6 protein-coding genes, 27 tRNA genes, 7 rRNA genes and 1 other annotated feature are annotated in these 20,568 nt (G+C 47.4%); all 40 genes read left to right on the forward strand.

Annotated elements, in window-relative coordinates; all coding sequences use genetic code 11:
- The first annotated feature begins 129 nt into the window (after nucleotides 1–129).
- The 40 genes from AB4027_RS00650 to AB4027_RS00845 all read left to right on the forward strand — a co-directional run bounded on the left by AB4027_RS00650 (nucleotide 130) and on the right by AB4027_RS00845 (nucleotide 20,506).
- Complete coding sequence (locus AB4027_RS00650; protein WP_368645597.1) at nucleotides 130–1,452, forward strand: serine hydrolase; 1,323 nt, start codon at nucleotides 130–132, stop codon at nucleotides 1,450–1,452.
- A gap of 65 nt (nucleotides 1,453–1,517) precedes the next feature.
- Nucleotides 1,518–1,740 (forward strand) — a binding site (T-box leader).
- Between the two features lie 65 nt (nucleotides 1,741–1,805).
- Nucleotides 1,806–3,080 carry a serine--tRNA ligase gene (gene serS, locus AB4027_RS00655; protein WP_368645598.1) on the forward strand — a complete coding sequence of 425 codons (1,275 nt, stop codon included), beginning with the start codon at nucleotides 1,806–1,808 and terminating at the stop codon, nucleotides 3,078–3,080.
- Between the two features lie 35 nt (nucleotides 3,081–3,115).
- On the forward strand, nucleotides 3,116–3,643 hold the full coding sequence (gene msrA, locus AB4027_RS00660) for a peptide-methionine (S)-S-oxide reductase MsrA (RefSeq protein WP_368645599.1): 528 nt from the start codon (nucleotides 3,116–3,118) through the stop codon (nucleotides 3,641–3,643).
- Nucleotides 3,644–3,781: 138 nt separating this feature from the next.
- A 5S ribosomal RNA gene (gene rrf / locus AB4027_RS00665) occupies nucleotides 3,782–3,897 on the forward strand.
- 9 nt (nucleotides 3,898–3,906) lie between these two features.
- Nucleotides 3,907–3,979 (forward strand) — tRNA-Val (locus AB4027_RS00670).
- A 9-nt stretch (nucleotides 3,980–3,988) separates the two neighbouring features.
- Nucleotides 3,989–4,061: transfer RNA gene (locus AB4027_RS00675), tRNA-Lys, on the forward strand.
- 27 nt (nucleotides 4,062–4,088) lie between these two features.
- Nucleotides 4,089–4,170: transfer RNA gene (locus AB4027_RS00680), tRNA-Leu, on the forward strand.
- A gap of 22 nt (nucleotides 4,171–4,192) precedes the next feature.
- Nucleotides 4,193–4,265 (forward strand) — tRNA-Thr (locus tag AB4027_RS00685).
- A gap of 8 nt (nucleotides 4,266–4,273) precedes the next feature.
- Nucleotides 4,274–4,345: transfer RNA gene (locus AB4027_RS00690), tRNA-Gly, on the forward strand.
- A 34-nt stretch (nucleotides 4,346–4,379) separates the two neighbouring features.
- Nucleotides 4,380–4,465, forward strand: a tRNA-Leu gene (locus AB4027_RS00695).
- Nucleotides 4,466–4,487: 22 nt separating this feature from the next.
- Nucleotides 4,488–4,561: transfer RNA gene (locus AB4027_RS00700), tRNA-Arg, on the forward strand.
- A gap of 15 nt (nucleotides 4,562–4,576) precedes the next feature.
- A tRNA-Pro gene (locus tag AB4027_RS00705) sits at nucleotides 4,577–4,650 on the forward strand.
- An 11-nt stretch (nucleotides 4,651–4,661) separates the two neighbouring features.
- Nucleotides 4,662–4,735 (forward strand) — tRNA-Met (locus tag AB4027_RS00710).
- 18 nt (nucleotides 4,736–4,753) lie between these two features.
- Nucleotides 4,754–4,827 (forward strand) — tRNA-Ile (locus AB4027_RS00715).
- A 20-nt stretch (nucleotides 4,828–4,847) separates the two neighbouring features.
- Nucleotides 4,848–4,920: transfer RNA gene (locus tag AB4027_RS00720), tRNA-Met, on the forward strand.
- Nucleotides 4,921–5,080: 160 nt separating this feature from the next.
- Nucleotides 5,081–5,153, forward strand: a tRNA-Asp gene (locus AB4027_RS00725).
- A 13-nt stretch (nucleotides 5,154–5,166) separates the two neighbouring features.
- Nucleotides 5,167–5,237: transfer RNA gene (locus tag AB4027_RS00730), tRNA-Gly, on the forward strand.
- Nucleotides 5,238–5,263: 26 nt separating this feature from the next.
- Nucleotides 5,264–5,338: transfer RNA gene (locus AB4027_RS00735), tRNA-Ile, on the forward strand.
- A gap of 15 nt (nucleotides 5,339–5,353) precedes the next feature.
- Nucleotides 5,354–5,425: transfer RNA gene (locus AB4027_RS00740), tRNA-Glu, on the forward strand.
- Between the two features lie 36 nt (nucleotides 5,426–5,461).
- Nucleotides 5,462–5,551: transfer RNA gene (locus AB4027_RS00745), tRNA-Ser, on the forward strand.
- Between the two features lie 10 nt (nucleotides 5,552–5,561).
- Nucleotides 5,562–5,634, forward strand: a tRNA-Met gene (locus AB4027_RS00750).
- Between the two features lie 159 nt (nucleotides 5,635–5,793).
- Nucleotides 5,794–5,866: transfer RNA gene (locus AB4027_RS00755), tRNA-Asp, on the forward strand.
- Nucleotides 5,867–5,886: 20 nt separating this feature from the next.
- Nucleotides 5,887–5,959, forward strand: a tRNA-Phe gene (locus AB4027_RS00760).
- Nucleotides 5,960–5,975: 16 nt separating this feature from the next.
- Nucleotides 5,976–6,056: transfer RNA gene (locus tag AB4027_RS00765), tRNA-Tyr, on the forward strand.
- Between the two features lie 6 nt (nucleotides 6,057–6,062).
- A tRNA-Trp gene (locus AB4027_RS00770) sits at nucleotides 6,063–6,133 on the forward strand.
- A gap of 68 nt (nucleotides 6,134–6,201) precedes the next feature.
- A tRNA-His gene (locus AB4027_RS00775) sits at nucleotides 6,202–6,274 on the forward strand.
- Between the two features lie 7 nt (nucleotides 6,275–6,281).
- Nucleotides 6,282–6,353: transfer RNA gene (locus AB4027_RS00780), tRNA-Gln, on the forward strand.
- Nucleotides 6,354–6,367: 14 nt separating this feature from the next.
- Nucleotides 6,368–6,438, forward strand: a tRNA-Cys gene (locus tag AB4027_RS00785).
- Between the two features lie 19 nt (nucleotides 6,439–6,457).
- Nucleotides 6,458–6,541: transfer RNA gene (locus AB4027_RS00790), tRNA-Leu, on the forward strand.
- 633 nt (nucleotides 6,542–7,174) lie between these two features.
- Nucleotides 7,175–7,807: a ThuA domain-containing protein gene (locus tag AB4027_RS00795; RefSeq protein WP_368645600.1), complete on the forward strand. Its 633-nt coding sequence runs from the start codon at nucleotides 7,175–7,177 to the stop codon at nucleotides 7,805–7,807.
- 491 nt (nucleotides 7,808–8,298) lie between these two features.
- A 16S ribosomal RNA gene (locus AB4027_RS00800) occupies nucleotides 8,299–9,852 on the forward strand.
- 219 nt (nucleotides 9,853–10,071) lie between these two features.
- Nucleotides 10,072–12,987, forward strand: a 23S ribosomal RNA gene (locus AB4027_RS00805).
- 116 nt (nucleotides 12,988–13,103) lie between these two features.
- Nucleotides 13,104–13,219: ribosomal RNA gene (gene rrf / locus AB4027_RS00810) — 5S ribosomal RNA — on the forward strand.
- A 36-nt stretch (nucleotides 13,220–13,255) separates the two neighbouring features.
- Nucleotides 13,256–13,328, forward strand: a tRNA-Asn gene (locus tag AB4027_RS00815).
- Between the two features lie 368 nt (nucleotides 13,329–13,696).
- Nucleotides 13,697–15,250 (forward strand): 16S ribosomal RNA (locus AB4027_RS00820).
- A 219-nt stretch (nucleotides 15,251–15,469) separates the two neighbouring features.
- A 23S ribosomal RNA gene (locus AB4027_RS00825) occupies nucleotides 15,470–18,385 on the forward strand.
- Between the two features lie 115 nt (nucleotides 18,386–18,500).
- Nucleotides 18,501–18,616 (forward strand): 5S ribosomal RNA (gene rrf / locus AB4027_RS00830).
- The 16S, 23S and 5S rRNA genes sit together here with 2 tRNA genes alongside, the layout of an rRNA operon.
- Nucleotides 18,617–18,646: 30 nt before the next feature.
- Nucleotides 18,647–18,719, forward strand: a tRNA-Asn gene (locus AB4027_RS00835).
- A 73-nt stretch (nucleotides 18,720–18,792) separates the two neighbouring features.
- Nucleotides 18,793–19,716: an ABC transporter ATP-binding protein gene (locus AB4027_RS00840; protein WP_368645601.1), complete on the forward strand. Its 924-nt coding sequence runs from the start codon at nucleotides 18,793–18,795 to the stop codon at nucleotides 19,714–19,716.
- Nucleotides 19,709–20,506 (forward strand): ABC transporter permease, encoded by a 798-nt coding sequence (locus AB4027_RS00845; protein ID WP_368645602.1) that lies wholly within the window; start codon nucleotides 19,709–19,711, stop codon nucleotides 20,504–20,506. The genes AB4027_RS00840 and AB4027_RS00845 overlap by 8 nt, the downstream gene beginning before the upstream one ends.
- Nucleotides 20,507–20,568 lie beyond the last annotated feature (62 nt).

Raw genomic sequence — 20,568 nt, forward strand, 5'->3', positions numbered from 1 at the left:
GAAAACTCCGTGAAGACGGTTGTGTTTTTTATAACGGTAGCGTACTATAAGACATGGTGAAATGAAAGTGTTCACTGCTGATAACAAGTGGAAACAGAATCTATGAATCTGATATAGGAGTTAATTATAATGATAAAAACAAAAATGACCCGATTACTTAAACTAGCCATGAGTGCTTCTCTGGCTTTCCCCATATTTATGACAGGCACAACGGCCTTTGCTGACGAACATGAAATAGAGATCGATGCAGACGCATCTCTGCTCGTGGACTTTAAGACAGGCCAGATCCTTCATGAGCAGGATGCCGATGAGGCAAAGGGTATCGCTTCGATGACTAAAATGCTGGTCGAATACATCCTGTTTCAAGAGATCGAAGCCGGGAACCTATCCTGGGACTCGGAAGTGACGATCAGCGATTACGCATATAGCATCAGTCAGGATTACGCTTTGTCTAATGTGCCTTTACATGCGGGCGGTACCTACACAGTCAAAGAATTATATGAAGCTTTAGCTATCTACTCCGCCAATGGAGCGACGATCGCTTTAGCGGAAGAAATAGAAGGGTCCGAATCAGCCTTCGTCGATCGCATGCGCTCTCTGGTTGAGTCATGGGGGATCGAGGATTATGAAATTTATAATACAACAGGTCTGAACAACAGCTACCTGAACGGGAACCATTACCCAGGCAGTGATGAGGATGCAGAGAATGCCATGCCAGCTAAAGGTATTGCCAAGGTAGCGATGAAATTACTGGAAGATTATCCGGAAGTTCTTGAAACGTCCAGCATCCCAGTGAAAACATTCAGAGAAGGTACGGAAGATGCTATTTCCATGAGAAACTGGAACTGGATGCTGGAAGGACTCGCGCATGAGCGAACAGGCGTAGACGGCCTGAAGACGGGGACAACAGCTTTTGCCGGTGCGACATTTACTGGAACGGCGGAAACTGACGGACAGCGTCTGGTCTCAGTCGTTATGGGCGCAGGGGACGGTTTCACCAACCGTTCGCAGCGTTTTGAAGAAACAGCGAAACTGTTCGACTATGGCTTCGGTGAATGGGAGTATACTACCCTTGTCGAAGGAGATGTCGTGCTGATGGATGTCACACCACTGCCTGTTAAAAACGGCTTGGAGGAAGATGTTGCTCTAAAAACGACCGAAGCACTGGAGTATTATCTGCCTGATACAAGAAACAAAGATGCGATCAGTTATACGTTCGAACCAAACGAAGAATTATTGAATCAAAACGGCGAACTGGAAGCGCCGGTAGAAGCTGGAACGATCTTAGGAGAATTGATCCTGGACGACCAGGAGGGTGTAGACTTCCTGGATTCAGAAGCTCAGAATTCAATACCCGTGGCTGCAGCAGATTCTGTTGAACGCGCAGGTTTCTTTACCGTGTTCTCGAACCTGGTCAAAGATTTCTTTGGCAGTCTGAGAGACCGCTTCTGATCCGTGACATAAGTGTTGACCTTTTAGAACGAAGTAAGGTAAAATGTAAGCACAGTTAAATAAACAACAGATGAACGAACTAGTAGAGGACAAAGCAAGCATAGAGAGTCAGTGGGTGGTGTAAACTGATCTTGTTTATCCTGGAATCCGTCGTTCGACATTAAATAATGAAGCGATACTGCCTAAATTATTTCGGCCCGGACCGTTATCCTTGAGAGTGCAGGAAGGCAGTGAGCTGTTTTTCTGAATCAGGGTGGTACCGCGAGAAGCAGTCCTTTCGTCCCTTACTTTGGGATCAAAGGGCTGCTTTTTTAATACCCGCAAATATTCAAAACAGGAAAGAAGGAGAAGACATGATAGATATCAAACGTATCCGCAATGACTTTGAAACAACTAAAAAACGCCTGCAGACGCGAGGCGTGGCAGCGGAAGAATTGGATAACCTGAAAGCGTTAGACGAAAAAAGAAGAGAGCTCATCCAAGAATCCGAAAAATTAAAGAAACACCGCAACGATGTTTCTGCACAGATCGCAGAAAAGAAACGAAATAAAGAAGATGCATCAGAGACGATAGCGGCCATGCAGGAAGTCGGCGGGCAGATAAAAACGATCGATGCCGATCTGGAGGAACTGGAAGAACAAGTCAATGAGATAGCAGCTGGCTTGCCGAACCTTCCCCATTCCTCACTCCCAGTCGGTGAAGATGAAGAATCCAATGTGGAAGTACGCAAATGGGGAGAACCGAATGCTTTTGACTTCGAGCCGAAACCGCACTGGGACTTAGGTGCAGACTTAGGTATCCTGGACTTTGAACGCGGTGCGAAAGTAGCCCGCAGCCGCTTCCTTTACTATAAAGGATTAGGTGCTCGCTTAGAGAGAGCGCTGTATAACTTCATGCTGGATATGCATACGACGGAACACGGCTATGAAGAAATCATCCCGCCTTATCTGGCAAATGATAATGCCTTATACGGAACAGGTCAGTTCCCTAAATTCAAGGAAGATGTATTCCAAATCAAAAATCACCCGCTGACACTGATCCCGACAGCAGAAGTGCCTTTGACGAACTACTATCAGAATGAGATCCTTGAAGAGAAAGACCTGCCCAAATACTTTACGGCTCTGTCTCCGTCATTCCGTTCAGAAGCCGGAAGTGCCGGCAGAGATACGCGCGGACTGATCCGACTGCATCAGTTCAATAAAGTAGAAATGGTCAAGTTTGCCAAGCCGGAAGAGTCCTATGATGAACTTGAGAAAATGACCAATAACGCTGAAGCGATCCTCAAGAGGCTAGGTCTTCCTTACCGCGTCGTGCTGCTTTCAACAGGTGATACCGGCTTTGCAGCAGCGAAAACCTATGATCTGGAAGTTTGGATCCCGGCTCAGGACACCTATAGAGAAATCAGCTCATGTTCAAACACAGAAGATTTCCAGGCGCGAAGAGCTATGATTAGATACAGAAAAGAATCAGATGGTAAAATAGAATATGTACACACCTTGAACGGCTCGGGATTGGCTGTAGGTCGAACAGTTGCAGCCATCATGGAAAACTATCAGCAGGCTGACGGCAGCATCAAAATACCGGAAGCTCTCGTACCGTATATGGGTGGCGTTACCGAAATCCGTTAAGTCAACCCAAGGAACAGCAGTAAAGGAGAATGTAAATGGTTAATGAACAAAGAGCAATATTCGCGGGTGGTTGTTTCTGGTGTATGGTCCAGCCTTTTGATTCATTACCAGGTATCATTTCGATCACTTCAGGCTACACAGGCGGACATGTTGAAAAACCTACCTACCGGCAAGTGACCAGCGGGCGGACAGGTCATACGGAAGCGGTGGAAATCGTTTATGATCCGGACAAGATCTCTTACAGGGAACTGGTAGAAATTTACTGGCGACAAACAGACCCAACCGATGCGGGCGGGCAGTTTGCGGACAGAGGCGACTCCTATAGACCGGTTATTTTCTATTTGAATACGCATCAAAAAGAAGTGGCTGAAGAATCAAAAAGAGAATTAGAACAAAGCGGAAAATTTGATGATCCGATCCTCACTCAGATAGAAGAAGCCGAACCGTTCTATCCGGCTGAAGATTATCATCAGGATTATTACAAGAAAGAATCAGCTCATTACAAAAGGTATAGTGTAGGTTCCGGGAGAGCCGGGTTTATAAGTAGACACTGGGGAAATTAAATAAGAAAACCATAAGATAACACCTTCTTTGTCGATTATTTTTAAAAATATTAAAAATATAGTTGACAAAGAAGGAATATCTTTGTATGATATAAGAGTTGCTGAAGTAATTGTTTCAGCAATTCAAAAAATATAATGTATAGTGATAATGGCGAGAAGGACCCACCTGTTTCCATTTCGAACACAGTAGTTAAGCTTCTCAGCGCCGAGGATAGTGAAGGGTTTCCCTTTGTGAAAGCAGGACATTGCTATGCAGTATATTCGGAGGTTTAGCTCAGTTGGGAGAGCATCTGCCTTACAAGCAGAGGGTCAGCGGTTCGAGCCCGTTAACCTCCATTGCCTTTAGAGCCGTTAGCTCAGTTGGTAGAGCATCTGACTTTTAATCAGAGGGTCGCTGGTTCGAGCCCAGCACGGCTCATATATATAAAGTTAAACCTTTATATATGCGGATGTGGCGGAATTGGCAGACGCACTAGATTTAGGATCTAGCGCTTCACGGCGTGGGGGTTCAAGTCCCTCCATCCGCATTGCTTCATATTAATTTATCAAGCCGGCTTAGCTCAGTTGGTAGAGCAACTGATTTGTAATCAGTGGGTCGAGGGTTCAACTCCTTTAGCCGGCACTTGTTTTGCGGAAGTAGTTCAGTGGTAGAACATCACCTTGCCAAGGTGGGGGTCGCGGGTTCGAATCCCGTCTTCCGCTTTCCAATTTCATATTGGTCTCAATACAGCTCCAGGCCGGGGTGGCGGAATTGGTAGACGCACAGGACTTAAAATCCTGCGGAGAGTTTTCTCCGTGCCGGTTCGACTCCGGCCCTCGGCATCATCTATGATCAATAGATAACGCACCCTTAGCTCAATTGGATAGAGTACCTGACTACGAATCAGGCGGTTAGAGGTTCAAGTCCTCTAGGGTGCATGTAACAAAAAAGCGCGGGAAGTAGCTCAGCTTGGTAGAGCACCTGGTTTGGGACCAGGGGGTCGCAGGTTCGAATCCTGTCTTCCCGATGTATTAAAATGGCGGTGTAGCTCAGCTGGCTAGAGCGTACGGTTCATACCCGTGAGGTCGTGGGTTCGATTCCCTCCGCCGCTATAAATAATGCTGATTAACGGACCTTTAGCTCAGTTGGTTAGAGCAAACGGCTCATAACCGTTCGGTCGCAGGTTCGAGTCCTGCAAGGTCCATATTAATCATTTACTATTATCGCGGGGTAGAGCAGTTGGCAGCTCGTCGGGCTCATAACCCGGAGGTCGCAGGTTCGAGTCCTGCCTCCGCAATTGCCATGGCTGTAGTTGCTTTAGCTACGTACAGACATGGTATACGGCAAGCTTCAGCTTGTCGTATCTCATTAATGAGTTTGTTGCTTCTTTAGAAGCTTACAAGCATGGTACACTCGAGCGTAAGACTGCAGTGTGTCTGAATCAAATCATTTCAACTGGTCCCGTAGTGTAGCGGTTATCACGCCTGCCTGTCACGCAGGAGATCGCGGGTTCGATTCCCGTCGGGACCGTTTAAAAAGTTATGCGGGTGTAGTTTAGTGGTAAAACCCCAGCCTTCCAAGCTGATGTCGGGAGTTCGATTCTCCTCACCCGCTTTATACAAAATGTATAAGAATTTTTAGGGCCTATAGCTCAGTCCGGTTAGAGCGCACGCCTGATAAGCGTGAGGTCGGTGGTTCGAGTCCACTTAGGCCCATAGAAACAAATAAAAGGCCCCTTGGTCAAGCGGTTAAGACACCGCCCTTTCACGGCGGTAACACGGGTTCGAATCCCGTAGGGGTCATGATGCAGCACAAAATGTGTTGTTTAATAGTATAACGGAGGATTACCCAAGTCCGGCTTAAGGGAACGGTCTTGAAAACCGTCAGGCGTGTCAAAGCGCGCGTGGGTTCGAATCCCACATCCTCCTCTTTTATTATCGCGGGGTAGAGCAGTTGGCAGCTCGTCGGGCTCATAACCCGGAGGTCGCAGGTTCGAGTCCTGCCTCCGCAATTGCCATGGCTGTAGTTGCTTTAGCTGCGTACAGACATGGTATACGCAAGCTTCAGCTTGCCGTATCTCATTAATGAGATTGTTGCTTCTTTAGAAGCTTACAAGCATGGTACACTCAGTCGTAAGACTGCAGTGTGTCTGAATCAAATCATTTCAACTGGTCCCGTAGTGTAGCGGTTATCACGCCTGCCTGTCACGCAGGAGATCGCGGGTTCGATTCCCGTCGGGACCGTCGCTTTATGATTACTCTTTGGCGCAGTAGCTCAGTTGGTAGAGCAACGGATTGAAGCTCCGTGTGTCGGCAGTTCGACTCTGTCCTGCGCCATTCAACTTAATATTCTGGAGGGATAGCGAAGTGGCCAAACGCAGCGGACTGTAAATCCGTTCCTTCGGGTTCGTAGGTTCAAATCCTACTCCCTCCATTAGTTAGGGGTATAGTTTAATGGTAAAACTATGGTCTCCAAAACCATCGATGTGGGTTCGATTCCTACTACCCCTGTTTCAATAAATTGAATAATGAATACTTTAGTTATTTGTGCTATACTATTTATTGGAAATGGTAATATGGCGACTGTGGCGAAGTGGTTAACGCACCGGGTTGTGGTCTCGGCATGCGTGGGTTCGAACCCCATCAGTCGCCCTTTTATTGGGCTATAGCCAAGCGGTAAGGCAGCAGGTTTTGATCCTGTCATTCCTAGGTTCGAATCCTAGTAGCCCAGTTAAATTTAATAATGGCGGTATAGCCAAGTGGTAAGGCAGAGGTCTGCAAAACCTTCATCACCGGTTCAAATCCGGTTACCGCCTTATCTTCATTTGAAATAATGCCGGCGTGGCGGAATTGGTAGACGCGCTGGACTCAAAATCCAGTGCCCATTAGGGCGTGCCGGTTCGACTCCGGCCGCCGGTATAAATCACGAAAAAGCTGATATGTCTCTTTATAGAGATGTATCAGCTTTTTGTTGTTCCTGGAAGTGTCAGTTGGATGAGGGTATGATGCCTATGACTAAAAGAGTCATATTTGATTATGGTAAAATCGTTATGTGAGGAGCAGACGACAACAGGATAGTATTGAAGACTGGATAGTACCTTTATCACGAAAACAGGAAAAGTTGTTCCTCTGCGGGGTGGTAATGTTCTTCTGTTTAGTGATCGGTAAGCTAACAGGTGACTAAATCAATAAGATCATGGTTAGTAAATGAAAGGCGATGGGAGACCAGGATGTTCCCCGGGATAAGCGCAGCGTTCCGTAACTGTATTTTGATATTGAAAAGTGGATAAACGAGTTATGATGGGCGCCTCTAGCTGGTGCGTTAAAGCAAGATCCTTATATGCAAATAGCCTTTTATTGTAATAGAGGAACTGTACTGTGACATGCGAATGATGTCAGATCATACTGGAACATCCATTAGATGAGTAAAAAAAGTCTGTAAATATGTATAGACCAAGAAGTGTGGCTTAAGCCAAGTAGGAGTAAAAGAGAAGTTAGTGCTGTGGATAAAAGAAGTGAAATGTACCGGAAAACTTGAAAGGAGATCATGGAATGAAGATTGTAGCAGTGCTGGGGGATTTTTATCATAAGGAATCTCTGTTGAAAAACGCTCTTTCTGATGCTGTCAGAGAAATAGAGGGTATTGAATTAGTGTATGCCAGTCGTCTGGAGCTAGTGGATAAGTTAAGAGAAAAACCGGACTTGGTGATAGTAGCCTCAGAGAACAGGCTGGATCCAGAAAGAGATCCAGATAAGAAATGGTTAACTGAATCTGTAGAGCGTCAAATCATCGACTATGTAAAACAAGGCGGAAACTGGTTCGCCTGGCATTCAGGTCTGGCAGGGTATGAAGAAAATAAGGGTTATGTCAGTATGCTGGGTGGATGTTTCACACATCACCCTGATGATCATCTAAAGGTAAGATATGACTATAAAAACGATCACGTATTAAGTCATGAAAAAGCGTCGTTTGCTATAATGGACGAACATTATTTTATTGAAAGGGTCGAGAAGAATACTTATTTTTTAGAATCTCTATCAACCTATGGGGTTTCCGACGCAGGATGGACAAGAAGTTATGGTAAAGGGAAAATCTGCTGCTACATTCCGGCACATAACGAGGAAGGCTTGATGAACGTATCTGTACAAAGAGACCTAAGTACTGTTATTAGATGGTTTAAATAAGGTGAAGAACCTTCTATAGTAACTAGGCAGGAACATGAAAGAGTGTATCGTTATATCTCGTGATCATGATATATGGAAGAATTTTAATGGAGAATCGTTGACAAGTGGGTGTTTTAGCCTGTACAAGGAATACATCAGAATAAAAAATCAATAAAATAGAATAAAAGCATTGACGTGTAAAGCAAATACTGGTATAGTTATTTGTGTTGCTGATTTAAAGCGACGCAGTGCTTTTTAGATCGTCAGATCACTCAGTCAAATGAGTGAAAAAGAATTTCGAAAAGTTCTTGACAATCCAAGCGAAAGCCTGTAATATTATATGAGTTGACACGAAACGTCGTCAACGTCTGAATGAATGAGATCTTTGAAAACTGAACAAAGTAAAACAACCAAATGTGCAGGGGTCTTCGATCCGATTTATCGGATCAGGACAACACAAACGAGTTAACATGTTTAACTCACACTATTTAAATTGAGCTATTTCAAACTACCAAAATGAGAGTTTGATCCTGGCTCAGGACGAACGCTGGCGGCATGCCTAATACATGCAAGTCGAACGATGAAGCACTCTGCTTGCAGAGTGCGGAAGAGTGGCGAACGGGTGAGTAACACGTGGGGAACCTGCCCATAAGAGGGGGATAACATCCGGAAACGGGTGCTAATACCGCATAGGTGATCATAGCGCATGCTTAGATCATTAAAGATGGCTTCGGCTATCGCTTATGGATGGCCCCGCGGCGTATTAGCTAGTTGGTAAGGTAATGGCTTACCAAGGCAGTGATACGTAGCCGACCTGAGAGGGTGATCGGCCACACTGGGACTGAGACACGGCCCAGACTCCTACGGGAGGCAGCAGTAGGGAATCTTCCACAATGGGCGAAAGCCTGATGGAGCAATGCCGCGTGAGTGAAGAAGGTCTTCGGATCGTAAAGCTCTGTTGTTAGAGAAGAACAAGAGGTGTAGTAACTGGCACCTCCTTGACGGTATCTAACCAGAAAGTCACGGCTAACTACGTGCCAGCAGCCGCGGTAATACGTAGGTGACAAGCGTTGTCCGGATTTATTGGGCGTAAAGCGAGCGCAGGCGGTCTTTTAAGTCTGATGTGAAAGCCCACGGCTCAACCGTGGATGGTCATTGGAAACTGGAAGACTTGAATGCAGAAGAGGAAAGTGGAATTCCATGTGTAGCGGTGAAATGCGTAGATATATGGAGGAACACCAGTGGCGAAGGCGACTTTCTGGTCTGTAATTGACGCTGAGGCTCGAAAGCGTGGGGAGCGAACAGGATTAGATACCCTGGTAGTCCACGCCGTAAACGATGAGTGCTAAGTGTTGGAGGGTTTCCGCCCTTCAGTGCTGGAGCTAACGCATTAAGCACTCCGCCTGGGGAGTACGGCCGCAAGGCTGAAACTCAAAGGAATTGACGGGGACCCGCACAAGCGGTGGAGCATGTGGTTTAATTCGAAGCAACGCGAAGAACCTTACCAGATCTTGACATCCTCTGACCACCCAGGAAACTGGGCTTTCCCTTCGGGGACAGAGTGACAGGTGGTGCATGGTTGTCGTCAGCTCGTGTCGTGAGATGTTGGGTTAAGTCCCGTAACGAGCGCAACCCTTATTGTTAGTTGCCAGCATTCAGTTGGGCACTCTAGCGAGACTGCCGGTGATAAACCGGAGGAAGGCGGGGATGACGTCAAATCATCATGCCCCTTATGATCTGGGCTACACACGTGCTACAATGGATGGTACAACGAGTTGCGAGACCGCGAGGTTTAGCTAATCTCCTAAAGCCATTCTCAGTTCGGATTGCAGGCTGCAACTCGCCTGCATGAAGCTGGAATCGCTAGTAATCGCGAATCAGAACGTCGCGGTGAATACGTTCCCGGGTCTTGTACACACCGCCCGTCACACCACGAGAGTTTGTAACACCCGAAGTCGGTAGGGTAACCCTTTATTGGGAGCCAGCCGCCGAAGGTGGGATGGATGATTGGGGTGAAGTCGTAACAAGGTAGCCGTATCGGAAGGTGCGGCTGGATCACCTCCTTTCTAAGGATATTGCCATTAGGGCAAACGGAACCTTGCACAGGTTGCTTTTACTTTGTTTAGTTTTGAGGGATACTTTTCCTTCAGACTTTGTTCTTTGAAAACTAGATAGTTGATTTTATAACAAACACAAATGTTAAGAAACAACACCGAGAAATAGAAATTGAGAACAGTTTTGTTTTAAGACGAAACTCTCATCGCTATAATTACCCTTAACCGTCAGGTTAAGTGAATAAGGGCGCACGGTGGATGCCTTGGCACTAGGAGCCGATGAAGGACGGGACGAACACCGATATGCTTCGGGGAGCTGTAAGTAAGCTTTGATCCGGAGATTTCCGAATGGGGGAACCCATCACTTTTCATCAAGTGATATATCCATAGTGAATACATAGCTATGGATAAGGTAGACGTGGGGAACTGAAACATCTCAGTACCTGCAGGAAGAGAAAGCAAAATGCGATTCCCTGAGTAGCGGCGAGCGAAACGGGAAGAGGCCAAACCAGAAGGCTTGCCTTCTGGGGTTGTAGGACTGGCGACATGGACAAGCGAGAATAGCAGAAATAACTGGAAAGTTATGCGAGACAGGGTGAAAGCCCCGTATGCGACATTCAACCTTGCCTAGCCGGGATCCTGAGTACGGCGGAACACGAGAAATTCCGTCGGAATCCGGGAGGACCATCTCCCAAGCCTAAATACTCCCTAGTGACCGATAGTGAACCAGTACCGTGAGGGAAAGGTGAAAAGAACCCCGGAAGGGGAGTGAAACAGCACCTGAAACCGTGTGCTTACAAGTAGTCAGAGCCCGTTAATGGGTGATGGCGTACCTTTTGTAGAATGGACCGGCGAGTGACGATGTCATGCAAGGTTAAACCGAAGAGGTGGAGCCGCAGCGAAAGCGAGTCTGAATAGGGCGTAGAGTATGCCGTCGTCGACCCGAAACCAAGTGACCTACCCATGTCCAGGGTGAAGGTGCAGTGAAATGCACTGGAGGCCCGAACCCAAGTATGTTGAAAAATGCTGGGATGAGGTGTGGGTAGCGGAGAAATTCCAATCGAACTTGGAGATAGCTGGTTCTCTCCGAAATAGCTTTAGGGCTAGCCTCGGATAATATGCATCGTGGAGGTAGAGCGACTGTTTGGACTAGGGGCCCTTATCGGGTTACCGAATCCTGATAAACTCCGAATGCCACAGATGTAGATCCGGGAGTCACACTGCGAGTGATAAGATCCGTAGTGGAAAGGGAAACAGCCCAGACCGTCGGCTAAGGTCCCCAAATTCTTGTTAAGTGGAAAAGGATGTGGGGCTGCTTAGACAACTAGGATGTTGGCTTAGAAGCAGCCATCATTTAAAGAGTGCGTAATAGCTCACTAGTCGAGTGGCCCTGCGCCGAAAATGTACCGGGGCTAAACAAGATACCGAAGCCACGGATAGAACCAATGGTTCTATGGTAGGAGAGCGTTCTAAGGGCGTTGAAGCAAGATCGTGAGGACTTGTGGAGCGCTTAGAAGTGAGAATGCCGGTATGAGTAGCGAAAGACGGGTGAGAATCCCGTCCACCGAATGACTAAGGTTTCCTGGGGAAGGCTCGTCCGCCCAGGGTTAGTCGGGACCTAAGCTGAGGCCGAAAGGCGTAGGCGATGGACAACAGGTTGATATTCCTGTACCAGTCTGCTTTGTTTGAGCAATGGAGGGACGCAGGAGGCTAAGATGTGCACGCTGCTGGAATAGCGTGTCCAAGCAACAAGTCTGAGAAAGAGTCAAATGCTTTTTCTCTTAAGGACAAGTTGTGATGGGGAGGGAAATTAAGTACCGAAGTATCTGATGTCACACTGCCGAGAAAAGCTTCTAGTGAGAAGTAGGCTGCCCGTACCGCAAACCGACACAGGTAGTCGAGGAGAGAATCCTAAGGTGATCGAGAGAACTCTCGTTAAGGAACTCGGCAAAATGACCCCGTAACTTCGGGAGAAGGGGTGCTGACCAATTGGTCAGCCGCAGTGAATAGGCCCAAGCGACTGTTTACCAAAAACACAGGTCTCTGCTAATTCGTAAGAAGATGTATAGGGGCTGACACCTGCCCGGTGCTGGAAGGTTAAGAGGAAGGGTTAGCTTCGGCGAAGCTCTGAATTGAAGCCCCAGTAAACGGCGGCCGTAACTATAACGGTCCTAAGGTAGCGAAATTCCTTGTCGGGTAAGTTCCGACCCGCACGAAAGGTGTAACGATTTGGGCACTGTCTCAACGAGAGACTCGGTGAAATTATAGTACCTGTGAAAATGCAGGTTACCCGCGACAGGACGGAAAGACCCCATGGAGCTTTACTGTAGTTTGATATTGAGTGTCTGTACAGCTTGTACAGGATAGGTAGGAGCCTATGAAGCCAGGACGCCAGTCTTGGTGGAGGCGTTGGTGGGATACTACCCTCGCTGTATGGCCACTCTAACCCACGACCGTTAACCGGTCGGGAGACAGTGTCAGATGGGCAGTTTGACTGGGGCGGTCGCCTCCCAAAATGTAACGGAGGCGCCCAAAGGTTCCCTCAGAATGGTTGGAAATCATTCGTAGAGTGTAAAGGCAGAAGGGAGCTTGACTGCGAGACCTACAAGTCGAGCAGGGACGAAAGTCGGGCTTAGTGATCCGGTGGTACCATATGGAAGGGCCATCGCTCAACGGATAAAAGCTACCCTGGGGATAACAGGCTTATCTCCCCCAAGAGTTCACATCGACGGGGAGGTTTGGCACCTCGATGTCGGCTCATCGCATCCTGGGGCTGTAGTCGGTCCCAAGGGTTGGGCTGTTCGCCCATTAAAGCGGTACGCGAGCTGGGTTCAGAACGTCGTGAGACAGTTCGGTCCCTATCCGTCGCGGGCGTTGGAGATTTGAGAAGAGCTATCCTTAGTACGAGAGGACCGGGATGGACACACCGCTGGTGTACCAGTTGTCAAGCCATTGGCATCGCTGGGTAGCTATGTGTGGACGGGATAAACGCTGAAAGCATCTAAGCGTGAAGCCCCCTTCAAGATGAGATCTCCCATTCCTTTAAGGAAGTAAGACCCCTGAAAGATGATCAGGTAGATAGGCTGGAAGTGGAAGCATAGTGATATGTGGAGCGGACCAGTACTAATCGGTCGAGGACTTAACCACCAAAGGTGGCTTAAGGGTAAGATGCGGTGTTGTAGAAAAACGTTGTGTGTACGTAAAATCAACTGTCTAGTTTTGAGAGAACAGAGTTCTCAAAAAAATAAAAAGAAGAGTCACTGTGCGGTGACGATGGCGGGAAGGATCCACCTGTTCCCATTCCGAACACAGCCGTTAAGCTTCCCAGCGCCGAGGATAGTGAAGGGTTTCCCTTTGTGAAAGCAGGACGTTGCCGTGCAGCTCTTTTTTTATATATAGTTAGATATAGTATGATTCCGCAATAGCTCAGCTGGTAGAGCGCATGACTGTTAATCATGATGTCGCAGGTTCGAGCCCTGCTTGCGGAGTTTTTTTATGCCCTTTTTACAGCGCATAAAAAAGTAAAAATAAGTGTTGACGTAACAATCGTAAACTGGTATAGTAATATACGTTGCTGATTTAAAGCGACGCAGTGCTTTTTAGATCGTCAGATCACTCAGTTAAATGAGTGAAAAAGAATTTCGAAAAGTTCTTGACAATCCAAGCGAAAGCCTGTAATATTATATGAGTTGACACGAAACGTCGTCAACGTCTGAACGAATGAGATCTTTGAAAACTGAACAAAGTAAAACAACCAAATGTGCAGGGGTCTTCGATCCGATTTATCGGATCAGGACAACACAAACGAGTTAACATGTTTAACTCACAATTTTTAAATTGAGCTATTTCAAACTACCAAAATGAGAGTTTGATCCTGGCTCAGGACGAACGCTGGCGGCATGCCTAATACATGCAAGTCGAACGATGAAGCACTCTGCTTGCAGAGTGCGGAAGAGTGGCGAACGGGTGAGTAACACGTGGGGAACCTGCCCATAAGAGGGGGATAACATCCGGAAACGGGTGCTAATACCGCATAGGTGATCATAGCGCATGCTTAGATCATTAAAGATGGCTTCGGCTATCGCTTATGGATGGCCCCGCGGCGTATTAGCTAGTTGGTAAGGTAATGGCTTACCAAGGCAGTGATACGTAGCCGACCTGAGAGGGTGATCGGCCACACTGGGACTGAGACACGGCCCAGACTCCTACGGGAGGCAGCAGTAGGGAATCTTCCACAATGGGCGAAAGCCTGATGGAGCAATGCCGCGTGAGTGAAGAAGGTCTTCGGATCGTAAAGCTCTGTTGTTAGAGAAGAACAAGAGGTGTAGTAACTGGCACCTCCTTGACGGTATCTAACCAGAAAGTCACGGCTAACTACGTGCCAGCAGCCGCGGTAATACGTAGGTGACAAGCGTTGTCCGGATTTATTGGGCGTAAAGCGAGCGCAGGCGGTCTTTTAAGTCTGATGTGAAAGCCCACGGCTCAACCGTGGATGGTCATTGGAAACTGGAAGACTTGAATGCAGAAGAGGAAAGTGGAATTCCATGTGTAGCGGTGAAATGCGTAGATATATGGAGGAACACCAGTGGCGAAGGCGACTTTCTGGTCTGTAATTGACGCTGAGGCTCGAAAGCGTGGGGAGCGAACAGGATTAGATACCCTGGTAGTCCACGCCGTAAACGATGAGTGCTAAGTGTTGGAGGGTTTCCGCCCTTCAGTGCTGGAGCTAACGCATTAAGCACTCCGCCTGGGGAGTACGGCCGCAAGGCTGAAACTCAAAGGAATTGACGGGGACCCGCACAAGCGGTGGAGCATGTGGTTTAATTCGAAGCAACGCGAAGAACCTTACCAGATCTTGACATCCTCTGACCACCCAGGAAACTGGGCTTTCCCTTCGGGGACAGAGTGACAGGTGGTGCATGGTTGTCGTCAGCTCGTGTCGTGAGATGTTGGGTTAAGTCCCGTAACGAGCGCAACCCTTATTGTTAGTTGCCAGCATTCAGTTGGGCACTCTAGCGAGACTGCCGGTGATAAACCGGAGGAAGGCGGGGATGACGTCAAATCATCATGCCCCTTATGATCTGGGCTACACACGTGCTACAATGGATGGTACAACGAGTTGCGAGACCGCGAGGTTTAGCTAATCTCCTAAAGCCATTCTCAGTTCGGATTGCAGGCTGCAACTCGCCTGCATGAAGCTGGAATCGCTAGTAATCGCGAATCAGAACGTCGCGGTGAATACGTTCCCGGGTCTTGTACACACCGCCCGTCACACCACGAGAGTTTGTAACACCCGAAGTCGGTAGGGTAACCCTTTATTGGGAGCCAGCCGCCGAAGGTGGGATGGATGATTGGGGTGAAGTCGTAACAAGGTAGCCGTATCGGAAGGTGCGGCTGGATCACCTCCTTTCTAAGGATATTGCCATTAGGGCAAACGGAACCTTGCACAGGTTGCTTTTACTTTGTTTAGTTTTGAGGGATACTTTTCCTTCAGACTTTGTTCTTTGAAAACTAGATAGTTGATTTTATAACAAACACAAATGTTAAGAAACAACACCGAGAAATAGAAATTGAGAACAGTTTTGTTTTAAGACGAAACTCTCATCGCTATAATTACCCTTAACCGTCAGGTTAAGTGAATAAGGGCGCACGGTGGATGCCTTGGCACTAGGAGCCGATGAAGGACGGGACGAACACCGATATGCTTCGGGGAGCTGTAAGTAAGCTTTGATCCGGAGATTTCCGAATGGGGGAACCCATCACTTTTCATCAAGTGATATATCCATAGTGAATACATAGCTATGGATAAGGTAGACGTGGGGAACTGAAACATCTCAGTACCTGCAGGAAGAGAAAGCAAAATGCGATTCCCTGAGTAGCGGCGAGCGAAACGGGAAGAGGCCAAACCAGAAGGCTTGCCTTCTGGGGTTGTAGGACTGGCGACATGGACAAGCGAGAATAGCAGAAATAACTGGAAAGTTATGCGAGACAGGGTGAAAGCCCCGTATGCGACATTCAACCTTGCCTAGCCGGGATCCTGAGTACGGCGGAACACGAGAAATTCCGTCGGAATCCGGGAGGACCATCTCCCAAGCCTAAATACTCCCTAGTGACCGATAGTGAACCAGTACCGTGAGGGAAAGGTGAAAAGAACCCCGGAAGGGGAGTGAAACAGCACCTGAAACCGTGTGCTTACAAGTAGTCAGAGCCCGTTAATGGGTGATGGCGTACCTTTTGTAGAATGGACCGGCGAGTGACGATGTCATGCAAGGTTAAACCGAAGAGGTGGAGCCGCAGCGAAAGCGAGTCTGAATAGGGCGTAGAGTATGCCGTCGTCGACCCGAAACCAAGTGACCTACCCATGTCCAGGGTGAAGGTGCAGTGAAATGCACTGGAGGCCCGAACCCAAGTATGTTGAAAAATGCTGGGATGAGGTGTGGGTAGCGGAGAAATTCCAATCGAACTTGGAGATAGCTGGTTCTCTCCGAAATAGCTTTAGGGCTAGCCTCGGATAATATGCATCGTGGAGGTAGAGCGACTGTTTGGACTAGGGGCCCTTATCGGGTTACCGAATCCTGATAAACTCCGAATGCCACAGATGTAGATCCGGGAGTCACACTGCGAGTGATAAGATCCGTAGTGGAAAGGGAAACAGCCCAGACCGTCGGCTAAGGTCCCCAAATTCTTGTTAAGTGGAAAAGGATGTGGGGCTGCTTAGACAACTAGGATGTTGGCTTAGAAGCAGCCATCATTTAAAGAGTGCGTAATAGCTCACTAGTCGAGTGGCCCTGCGCCGAAAATGTACCGGGGCTAAACAAGATACCGAAGCCACGGATAGAACCAATGGTTCTATGGTAGGAGAGCGTTCTAAGGGCGTTGAAGCAAGATCGTGAGGACTTGTGGAGCGCTTAGAAGTGAGAATGCCGGTATGAGTAGCGAAAGACGGGTGAGAATCCCGTCCACCGAATGACTAAGGTTTCCTGGGGAAGGCTCGTCCGCCCAGGGTTAGTCGGGACCTAAGCTGAGGCCGAAAGGCGTAGGCGATGGACAACAGGTTGATATTCCTGTACCAGTCTGCTTTGTTTGAGCAATGGAGGGACGCAGGAGGCTAAGATGTGCACGCTGCTGGAATAGCGTGTCCAAGCAACAAGTCTGAGAAAGAGTCAAATGCTTTTTCTCTTAAGGACAAGTTGTGATGGGGAGGGAAATTAAGTACCGAAGTATCCGATGTCACACTGCCGAGAAAAGCTTCTAGTGAGAAGTAGGCTGCCCGTACCGCAAACCGACACAGGTAGTCGAGGAGAGAATCCTAAGGTGATCGAGAGAACTCTCGTTAAGGAACTCGGCAAAATGACCCCGTAACTTCGGGAGAAGGGGTGCTGACCAATTGGTCAGCCGCAGTGAATAGGCCCAAGCGACTGTTTACCAAAAACACAGGTCTCTGCTAATTCGTAAGAAGATGTATAGGGGCTGACACCTGCCCGGTGCTGGAAGGTTAAGAGGAAGGGTTAGCTTCGGCGAAGCTCTGAATTGAAGCCCCAGTAAACGGCGGCCGTAACTATAACGGTCCTAAGGTAGCGAAATTCCTTGTCGGGTAAGTTCCGACCCGCACGAAAGGTGTAACGATTTGGGCACTGTCTCAACGAGAGACTCGGTGAAATTATAGTACCTGTGAAAATGCAGGTTACCCGCGACAGGACGGAAAGACCCCATGGAGCTTTACTGTAGTTTGATATTGAGTGTCTGTACAGCTTGTACAGGATAGGTAGGAGCCTATGAAGCCAGGACGCTAGTCTTGGTGGAGGCGTTGGTGGGATACTACCCTCGCTGTATGGCCACTCTAACCCACGACCGTTAACCGGTCGGGAGACAGTGTCAGATGGGCAGTTTGACTGGGGCGGTCGCCTCCCAAAATGTAACGGAGGCGCCCAAAGGTTCCCTCAGAATGGTTGGAAATCATTCGTAGAGTGTAAAGGCAGAAGGGAGCTTGACTGCGAGACCTACAAGTCGAGCAGGGACGAAAGTCGGGCTTAGTGATCCGGTGGTACCATATGGAAGGGCCATCGCTCAACGGATAAAAGCTACCCTGGGGATAACAGGCTTATCTCCCCCAAGAGTTCACATCGACGGGGAGGTTTGGCACCTCGATGTCGGCTCATCGCATCCTGGGGCTGTAGTCGGTCCCAAGGGTTGGGCTGTTCGCCCATTAAAGCGGTACGCGAGCTGGGTTCAGAACGTCGTGAGACAGTTCGGTCCCTATCCGTCGCGGGCGTTGGAGATTTGAGAAGAGCTATCCTTAGTACGAGAGGACCGGGATGGACACACCGCTGGTGTACCAGTTGTCAAGCCATTGGCATCGCTGGGTAGCTATGTGTGGACGGGATAAACGCTGAAAGCATCTAAGCGTGAAGCCCCCTTCAAGATGAGATCTCCCATTCCTTTAAGGAAGTAAGACCCCTGAAAGATGATCAGGTAGATAGGCTGGAAGTGGAAGCATAGTGATATGTGGAGCGGACCAGTACTAATCGGTCGAGGACTTAACCACCAAAGGTGGTTTAAGGGTAAGATGCGGTGTTGTAGAAAACTTTGTGTGTACGTAAAATCAACTGTCTAGTTTTGAGAGAACAGAGTTCTCAAAAAAATAAAAAGAAGAGTCACTGTGCGGTGACGATGGCGGGAAGGACCCACCTGTTCCCATTCCGAACACAGCCGTTAAGCTTCCCAGCGCCGAGGATAGTGAAGGGTTTCCCTTTGTGAAAGCAGGACGTTGCCGTGCAGCTCTTTTTTTTTATATAAAACTTACCATTCCGCAATAGCTCAGCTGGTAGAGCGCATGACTGTTAATCATGATGTCGCAGGTTCGAGCCCTGCTTGCGGAGTTTTTTTGTGTCTTTTTTTACAGAAATAGAGTAGTATATTCATATCAGAATAAGAGAAAACGAGTGGATAAATATGCATGCAATCAAGATAAAGAATTTAGAGAAATCTTTTGATGGCCAGACTAGTGTGCTTAAGAATATCAATCTTAGTATTCCAGAAGGCGAAATATTTGGGTTCCTAGGACCAAATGGATCCGGGAAGACAACGACAGTGAGAATATTGAATGGACTTCTTTCAATGTCTTCTGGTCACGCAGAAATTCTGAATAATTCAGTTGCAGAAAACCCAAAGGCTGTACATCGTTTGTGTGGGGTTATGACAGAAACGGCACATAGCTATAGACACTTGACTACGGAACAGAATTTACGGTTTTTCGGTAATATGCATGAAATGGAAGAGTCACTGTTGAGCGAACGAATAGAGTACTTGATCAGTAAGTTAGAATTGAGAGAAGTGCGTGAACAAAAGGTACAGACGTTAAGTACCGGTATGAAAAAAAGAGTGTCGCTGGCGATTGCTTTGATTCATGATCCAAAAGTTTTATTTCTGGATGAGCCGACTTCCGGTTTAGATCCGGAAAGTGCACGTAATGTAACTGGTTTGATCAAGAACCTGGCCACTGAAAATAAAGTCACTGTTTTCCTCTGTACACATCAGTTGAAATATGCTGAAGAGATATGTTCGCTCTATGGGTTTATACATAAAGGGGAACTTCTTGGTTTTGGAACATTTGACGAATTGGCCGCCTTAAAGCAAGCTCGCGTACAGCTAACGGTTAGAGGGAATTCGATCCCTTCCAACCTCGGATTTGTTCAAAGTCGAGGGGGAGTATATGCTAAATATGTTTCAGATGATGAGGAAGCCAGTGCCATGATAACTGCCATTGTTAAAAATGGTGGAAAGATTTTTGAAGCGAAACAGCAGAAATTGACTTTGGAAGAACTGTACTTCATGTTTATTAAAAATTCCTTCAGTGAGGAGGAACAGGATGAATAAGAGTGAACAAGCACTTATAAAAAAAGATATTCAGGAACTATTGAGTAATAAACAGGTCTTATTGCCTATGATTATTGTTCCGTTGCTTTTTGTCGTTATCTTCCCTTCTGTACTGCTAGTTGGTGCTCAATATGTAACAGACATGGATTCGAATGTGTTTACGGATATCGAACCCCTTATAAAGCAGCTTCAATTTGACTCTTCTGCTTATACTCCTGCACAACTTTTAATCAAGATCACGGTCGATTTTCTTTTTCCACCATTCTTCCTTATCATCTCTATACTAAGCTCGAGCGTCATGGGCGCAAGCAGTTTTGTTGGTGAAAAAGAACATCATACCATGGAAAGTCTTTTCTACACACCTATCTCCATGGAACGATTACTGCGTGCAAAGATATTTGGTGTCTTTCTGCCTTCTTTTGTAGTCACTCTGTTTTCATTTCTCATTTTTACAGTCATTATCAATGTTGGCGGCCTAGTGTATTTTGATCAATTGATTTTTCCGACTGTTCAGTGGCTGCTGATTGTCGGCTGGCTGTCACCTGCACTTAGTATGCTGTCTCTTGTCTTTACAGCTCTTGTTTCAGCGAAAGCGAACAGTTTTCAGGGCGCCCAGCAAATCAGCGGCTTACTTGTCCTGCCTGTCATCCTGCTCCTGGTTGGACAAACATCCGGCCTGTTTTTGTTGAATGACTTTTTCCTGGTTGTGATAGGAAGTTTAATGTTCCTTGTAGATTTTTTCCTGATAAAACAAGTGTCTAAAAGATTTAGTCCCGAAAAACTGATTTAAGAAAATGAAAAGGTGAATTCTAAAGACTCCCCCATGACTGTTCTGACAGTTAAGAGGGAGTC

This window comes from Alkalibacterium putridalgicola, from assembly GCF_040959045.1.
Lineage (GTDB): Bacteria > Bacillota > Bacilli > Lactobacillales > Carnobacteriaceae_A > Alkalibacterium > Alkalibacterium putridalgicola.